The following is a 6,935-nucleotide window of genomic DNA, read 5'->3' as shown; positions in this document are numbered from 1 at the left end:
GCCTGGAACCGTCTCTACAGTCCGAACGCCAGCAGCATACTGACGACGAACAGCCACGCGCACAATACAAGGAAGATCTTGGGGCCCCTCCTGAGGATCGAGATCCTCTTCCCCAGAGAGGAGAGCATCACAGGAACTCTTTTCATCATGTCTTCACCTCGGTGCTGACGCTACTCCAGATTATCGGAAGGTCCCCGATAACATTAATGACCAATAATCAAATCCCAATGACCAATGAAGAAGATAATGACCAATTGACCAATAGCCAATTGAACAGAGGAAAGGGCAGAACGGACCGCCTGTATCGTTTCCTTTCTTGGTTATTGGTTATTGTCCGTTTATCTGGTTGTTGGAATTTGGTCATTGGTCATTACCTTCTTCAGAAGAGACCAACCTTGTCCGCAATGGAGGATCTGTCTGTCCTGAAGCGTTGTCTCATAAGGAAGGCATTCCGGTCTGCACCCTTCTTCCCCCAAACGCCTCTTCACCCTCGCGGCCTGTTGTGATAGGATAGTAGTGTTGCAGGACATCACCGTGAGTCCTGCGATCTGTGGCGGAAGGAGGCTGTCCCATGAAAAGAACCTGTCTTGCGATAGCGGTCCTTCTGGGCTTGTGTTCCTTTTTTGCAGGGTGCGGCGAGAAGGAAGCGCCCCGGACCATCAAGGAGTATCCCCTCGACAACATGGCGGGGGTGTTGACGCAGTCCAACGTCGTTTTCGATCCCGGTGTGTCGACGGACAACAGGGGGTCGCTCAGGATCGATGCCCCGTCCTCCATGACGGTCCGGCTCTATGAGGTCAGGGACATCGATGTTGACAAGGCCCGTCTGACGTATCAGGCAAGACTCAAGACGCGGGATTTTGAGGGCAAGGTGTTCCTGGAGATGTGGTGTGTTTTTACGGGAAAGGGCGAATACTTCTCCCGTGCCCTGGAAACCTTCGTGACGGGCACTACCGAATGGGTCACACAGGAGACGCCTTTCTTTCTCAAAAAGGGACAGAAGCCGGATGTCGTCAGGCTGAACCTTGTCGTCGACGGCAAGGGAACCGTCTGGATCGACGACGTGAAGCTCATAAGGGGTCCTTTGAAGTGACCCCTCGGACGGTTCGGGGAATGGCGGGTATGAATCCCGGTGGACCGATGGAAAGGAGATGGCAGTGAGATACCAGGTCGGTGAGACGGGCAGGGTGGTCCTGGCCCATTTCGCGGATGGCGACGAGATAATCGCCAATCTCTCCGGCATCATCAGGAAGGAGAACATCAGGTGCGCCATCTTTTATCTGCTCGGAGGGATAACGGAGGGGAGGATCGTCGTCGGGCCGGTGCAGGACGACGTACGGCCACCGGAACCGACATGGCGTGAACTCGTCGAAAGCCATGAGACCCTCGCCGTCGGCACCGTCTTCTGGTACGGCGACGAGCCGCGCATTCACATCCACGGGACCTACGGGAAGTTCGACACCGTGAAGACGGGATGCCTTCGCGGCGAGGCAAGGACCTTTCTCATCATGGAGGCGGTTGTCATCGAGCTCAAGGGCGTCAATGCCGTCCGCGACCTTGACCCGGTCGTCAATATGGTCCTTCTCAGGCTGACAGGCCCGACATCGCAATTGTAGAACAAGGAGTGTGTGACATGGCCATCTCTCCCCTGGCGGGCAAACCGGCCCCGACAGAGATACTCATCGATCCTGCAGGGCTCGAGAAAGACTACTATCAACGAAGGCCCGACCCCGACGACCCCGCCGGACGGGTCAGCTTCGGGACCAGCGGACACCGGGGTTCGGCGCTCACCGGCACGTTCAACGAGGTCCATATCCTTGCCGTCACGCAGGCAATATGCGATCTGCGTCGAAACCAGGGGACGGATGGCCCCCTCTACATGGGAAAGGACACCCACGCGCTCTCGGCGCCGGCACAAAGGACCGCTCTCGAGGTGCTCGCGGCAAACGGTGTGGAGACCATGATCCAGAAGGACGACGGGTTTACCCCCACCCCCGTCATCTCCCGCGCCATCCTGTCATTCAACCGCGGAAGGGCAGGCGGCTTCGCGGACGGCATCGTGGTCACTCCTTCGCACAACCCGCCCCAGGACGGGGGCTTCAAGTACAATCCGCCGAGCGGCGGCCCCGCCGATACACAGGTGACGCGGTGGATCGAGAACAGGGCGAACGACCTTATTCGGGGCGGCCTCAAGGAGGTCCGCAGGATGGGATACGAGTCCGCCATCACGGCGGGGACGACCCACCCTGTCGATCTCGTCACGGCCTATGTCACAGATCTGGCGAACGTTATCGACATGGAGTGCATCCGGTCCGCCGGTGTCACGATGGGGGTCGACCCTCTGGGAGGGTCCTCGGTGCACTACTGGGAGCCCATCAGGGACCTCTACGGTCTTGACATGACCGTCGTCAACGACATCGTGGACCCAAGGTTCGCCTTCATGACCGTTGACCACGATGGCAAGATCAGGATGGATTGTTCCAGCCCTTACGCCATGGCGGGGCTGGTGGCGCTCAAGGACCGCTTCCGGGTGGCCTTCGCCAATGACACGGACGCGGACCGGCACGGTATCGTCGCCCGGTCCACGGGACTCATGAACCCGAATCACTACCTTGCCGTGGCGATCCATTACCTCCTGACGCACCGCCCCGGCTGGCCGAAGGGGGCGGCTGTGGGCAAGACCCTCGTGAGTTCCAGCCTGATCGACCGCGTGGTGGAGGACCTGGGCCGAAAGCTTTCGGAGGTGCCCGTCGGTTTCAAATGGTTCGTCGACGGCCTCTTTGACGGGTCATGCTGCTTCGGGGGCGAGGAAAGCGCCGGCGCGAGCTTCCTCAAGCAGGACGGAACGGTCTGGACGACGGACAAGGACGGCATCATAATGGACCTCCTTGCCGCGGAGATGACCGCCAGAACGGGCAAGGACCCCGGAGAGCTTTACGACGAACTGGCCGGCAGGTTGGGGAAACCCCTGTACGTTCGGGTCGACGCCCCGGCAACGGCGGCCGAGAGGGCGGCGGTATCGTCCCTGACGCCCGAGGCCATAAGCGATGGAGAACTGGCAGGGGACCCGATAACCTCGAAGATGACGAAGGCCCCGGGCAACAATGCGGCCATAGGCGGTGTCAAGGTGACGACGGCGAGGGGCTGGTTCGCGGTGCGACCCTCCGGCACGGAGGACATCATCAAGATGTACGCCGAGAGCTTTGTTGACGAGGCCCACCTCGACTCCATCCTGGCCGGAGCGCGCCGGATAGTCAAGAACGCGCTGGTGTGAGGATCGATGCGTAATGGATATCCCCGGGTGTCCTGAAATATCCCAAAGGAGGATCTATATGAAGAGAACACTGTCATTGGCACTGGCATTGCTACTTGTGGTCGTGCTTGTGAGCGTCGGGTTTTCCCAGGAGAAGAAAGCGGCAAAGAAGGCCGGCCAGAAGCCCGCGGGGGCCATGGTCGATGTCGTCGAGGTTTCGGCCGTTGTCGACGCCGTTGATGCCGCCAGGAGGACGGTCACGCTCAAGGTTCCCGACGGTGCGACCCGCAGCTTCAAGGTCGGCCCGGAGGTGAAGAACTTCGACCAGATAAAGGCCGGCGACAAGGTCAGGGCGACGTTCTATGAATCGGTCGCTGTCTTTGTAGCGAAGACGGGCGAGAAGCCTTCCATCTCGGAGTTCGGGAGCGTGGAAGTGGCGCCGAAGGGTGAGAAGCCGGGAGCTGTCGTTGTCGACACGCTGGAGGTGACGGCGACGGTCGTAAAGATCAACTACAAGAAACGTACCCTCTCTCTCAAAGGTCCCGAGGGCAACGTGCGGACCTTCACGGTCGACAGGTCCGTCAGGAACTTCAAGAACATCAAGAAGGGAGATGATGTCTACCTGCGGGTGACCGAGGCCGTGGCGATGGCGGTGGAAAAGTAGCCGTCGCGGGACCACAAATGGCGAAGGATCGCCAGGGACCACCCGTGGAAGGCCGCGGGCGGTCCCCTGCATTCCCATGAGCATGGATTTCAGAGGCATCTTTCCCGGGCGGTTCTTCAGGGGCATCGGCAATGCCTTCAGGAGGTTCGCATTTCTCGTCATGGCGGGCTGGGCGACGCTCGCCGTCTACTATTCCGATCTGCCTCCCTCTTTCAGACCTGTCATCGCGGGTCTTTTTGCCGTCGGGAGCCTCGCCGTCCTTACCGTCGGGTATCGCCTTCGGGGTGCGCGACTCGTCTTTCTGGCAACCTTCACGATCGTTCAGGTCTGGTGGCTTCTGATCCCGCCGTCGAACACAAGGAACTGGCAGCCCGACGTGGTTCTGCTCCCCTGGGCCGCGATCGACGGAGAGAGGGTGACCATCCACGGCATCCGGAACGTCGATTACAGGACAGAGACGGATTATACCGTCCGCCATTACGACAGGACCTTCGACCTGGCAAGGATGAAAAGCGTTGACCTTTTCGTCGTTTACTGGGGTTCTCCTCTCATCGCCCACACGATGCTCAGTTTTGGTTTTGCCGGGGGAGACTACGTCTGTTTCTCCATCGAGACGCGCAAGGAGGTCGGTGAGGAATACTCTTCCATAAAAGGGTTCTTCAAACAGTATGAGCTTACCTACATCATCGGCGACGAGCGTGACCTGGTTCGTCTGAGGACGAACTACCGCAAGGAACAGGTCTACCTGTGGCGCCTGAGGACACCGATGGACCTCGCGCGCAAAGTATTTCTTGATTACCTGCGTACCGTGAACCGCCTGAGGGACCGTCCCGAGTGGTACAACGCCCTCACAAGCAACTGCACGACGAATATCCGGGGCCACACGGTACCCTACGCTCCCAATTCTCGCTTCGACTGGAGGATCGTGATCAATGGTTTCATTGACAGGATGATATATGATCGGGGCATGGTGGACAGGGGCCTTCCCTTCGAAGAGCTCAAGAGGCGAAGTCTTGTCAATGAAAGGGCACAGGCGGCAGGCAAAGACCCGGCGTTCTCACGGCTCATTCGGGAAGGGCCGCTCAGGTAGCGGCCGGGTGACTTTTTCGTTTGTGATGACTTCCTGATTAATGATATGAAGAAGAAGATGGTCCCGAACATACGACATGTTTCCGGGAAGGCGGTCTTCATGGTCCTTCTCCTCGGTATCCTCATTCTGTCGGGGTGCGCCACGCCGGTCGGAGTGAGCTACCTCGACCCGCAGGAATCCCATCACAAGCTCACCGCCAATGTCCTGACCGGGTCCACTCTCAGTGCCCCGACCATGCAGATGCTCAACCGGACCGGTCTTGCGGAGAGATTCAAGACCCATCCGGCCGAGGTGATCGCGGCCATACACAAGGGTGTTCCGACCGCGGATGAGACGGACCGCATCTTCGCCCTGGCGGAGCTTTCCTTTCTGTACGCCTCCCAGAGCGGAGACAGATCGCACTATCTTGCCTCGGCTGTATATTCCTGGGCGCTTCTCTTTCCCGAGGGCGGCGCCCGCGCCCCCGATGCCTTCGACCCTCGCTTTCGAACGGCGGTGGATATCTACAACCTCGGGATAGCCGAGGGTCTCACTTCCGCCGATGGGGTTCTCATCGACCTTAAGGAGGGTACGCACAACCTGCCGTTCGGGGAGGTCGCGATCTCGGTCCGTGCCGATTCGTTCCGGTGGAGTTCATATCGCCTCGTCAGGTTTGCCGACGCGTCAAAACTCTCCGTCCGGGGATTGCGCAACGAATACCGCTGGCCGGGGATTGGCGCGGCTCTCGTCGCCTCCACCGAATATCTTCCCGGTGCCGCAGACCCCGTCTCCGCCAAGGTCCCTTTTGATGTCAAGGTGGCCGTCACCTTGCTCGTTCGGTTCCATAACGTGGACGAGGGCCTGAGGACAGGGAGGATGCGTGGAAGATTGGAGCTGTACACGACTGACAGCGCCACCGCTGTCACAGTTGGAGGGCGCACGGTGCCCCTTGAGTTCGATCTTTCCTCGGCGCTTGCCTACACCCTTGAGAACTCGGGGGTGTACCGCATGGAGACGAAGGGGTTCTTTTCCGGCAACGTGACCCTCTTCAAGGACGCGTCGCGGTTCAAGGAGAACATCTTCTTCATGAGTCCCTACATGCCGGGGCGCATCCCCGTCATCTTCATCCATGGGACCGCCTCGAGCCCCGCCCGCTGGGCGGAGATGCTCAATGAGCTTCAGAACGACCCACGGCTCTGGGGCCGTTACCAGTTCTGGGCCTTTACCTACAATACGGGCAATCCCATTCTCTATTCGGGCGGCCTCCTGACGGAGGGCCTCAAAGAGCTTGTCAGCGGACTCGACCCCGAGGGCAGGGACCCGGCATTGAGGCGCATGGTCATCGTGGGTCACAGCCAGGGAGGACTCCTCACGAGACTGACCGTTGTCGACAGCGGGACCCGTTTCTGGGACGACGCCGCAAAAGTCCCCTTCGACAAGCTCGATGTGTCGCCCGGTACGCGGGGGATGATAAGCCGAAGCTTTTTCTACAAGCCCCTGCCCTTTGTCAGCAGGGTGATATTCGTTTCGACGCCGCACCGGGGCAGCTACGTCGCCGGGGGATGGATAGGGAGAATGGCCGGCAGGTTCGTGTCGCTCCCCTTTCGGATGCTCGATGCCGTGAAGGAGGTCACCTCCCTGAATCCCCGGGCCGTTGACCTGTCCACTTTCAAGGGGGTCCCGAAAAGTACGGCGAACATGGACCCAAACAGTCAATTTGTCAGGACATTCTCATCGATCCCCATCGCCCCGGGGATACCCGCGCATTCGATAATCTCCGTGGAGAACCCCGACGCGCCGAAGGACAGGTGGACGGACGGGGTGGTGAAATACGACAGCGCCCACCTCGACAACGCGGCATCGGAGCTCATCGTCCACTCCGGCCACTCCTGCCAGTCCGAACCGCAAACAATAGAAGAGGTCCGCAGGATCCTCCTGCTCCACATCGG

At 59.7% G+C, this 6,935-nt stretch carries 6 protein-coding genes; all 6 read left to right on the top strand.

What is annotated here, in order from left to right; genetic code table 11:
- Window positions 1-571 precede the first annotated feature (571 nt).
- The gene (locus tag GXX82_11010; GenBank protein NLT23565.1) at window positions 572-1,093 is read left to right on the top strand and encodes a hypothetical protein; all 522 of its coding nucleotides are present in this window, start codon (window positions 572-574) and stop codon (window positions 1,091-1,093) included.
- A gap of 64 nt (window positions 1,094-1,157) precedes the next feature.
- A complete protein-coding gene (locus GXX82_11005) occupies window positions 1,158-1,616 on the top strand; it encodes a DUF296 domain-containing protein (protein ID NLT23564.1) in 459 nt (152 codons plus the stop codon).
- Between the two features lie 17 nt (window positions 1,617-1,633).
- The gene (locus tag GXX82_11000; GenBank protein ID NLT23563.1) at window positions 1,634-3,274 is read left to right on the top strand and encodes an alpha-D-glucose phosphate-specific phosphoglucomutase; all 1,641 of its coding nucleotides are present in this window, start codon (window positions 1,634-1,636) and stop codon (window positions 3,272-3,274) included.
- A 58-nt stretch (window positions 3,275-3,332) separates the two neighbouring features.
- Window positions 3,333-3,917, top strand: a complete 585-nt coding sequence (locus GXX82_10995) for a hypothetical protein (GenBank protein NLT23562.1) — start codon at window positions 3,333-3,335, stop codon at window positions 3,915-3,917.
- 76 nt (window positions 3,918-3,993) lie between these two features.
- Window positions 3,994-5,007 (top strand): DUF4105 domain-containing protein, encoded by a 1,014-nt coding sequence (locus GXX82_10990; protein ID NLT23561.1) that lies wholly within the window; start codon window positions 3,994-3,996, stop codon window positions 5,005-5,007.
- Window positions 5,008-5,052: 45 nt separating this feature from the next.
- A partial coding sequence (locus tag GXX82_10985; protein ID NLT23560.1) for an alpha/beta fold hydrolase occupies window positions 5,053-6,935 on the top strand: 1,883 nt, incomplete at its 3' end.

It is taken from the genome of Syntrophorhabdus sp. (genome assembly GCA_012719415.1).
Taxonomy (GTDB): Bacteria; Desulfobacterota; Syntrophorhabdia; order Syntrophorhabdales; family Syntrophorhabdaceae; genus Delta-02.
Note: the sequence above shows the minus strand (reverse complement) of the source record. Positions and strands in the feature narration are given on the sequence as shown.

Excerpts from the sequence above, each read along its gene's own strand:
- GXX82_11010 (NLT23565.1), top strand. The coding sequence starts at position 572 with ATGAAAAGAACCTGTCTTGCGATAGCGGTCCTTCTGGGCTTGTGTTCC.
- GXX82_11000 (NLT23563.1), top strand. The coding sequence starts at position 1,634 with ATGGCCATCTCTCCCCTGGCGGGCAAACCGGCCCCGACAGAGATACTC.
- GXX82_10995 (NLT23562.1), top strand. The coding sequence starts at position 3,333 with ATGAAGAGAACACTGTCATTGGCACTGGCATTGCTACTTGTGGTCGTG.
- GXX82_10990 (NLT23561.1), top strand. The coding sequence starts at position 3,994 with ATGAGCATGGATTTCAGAGGCATCTTTCCCGGGCGGTTCTTCAGGGGC.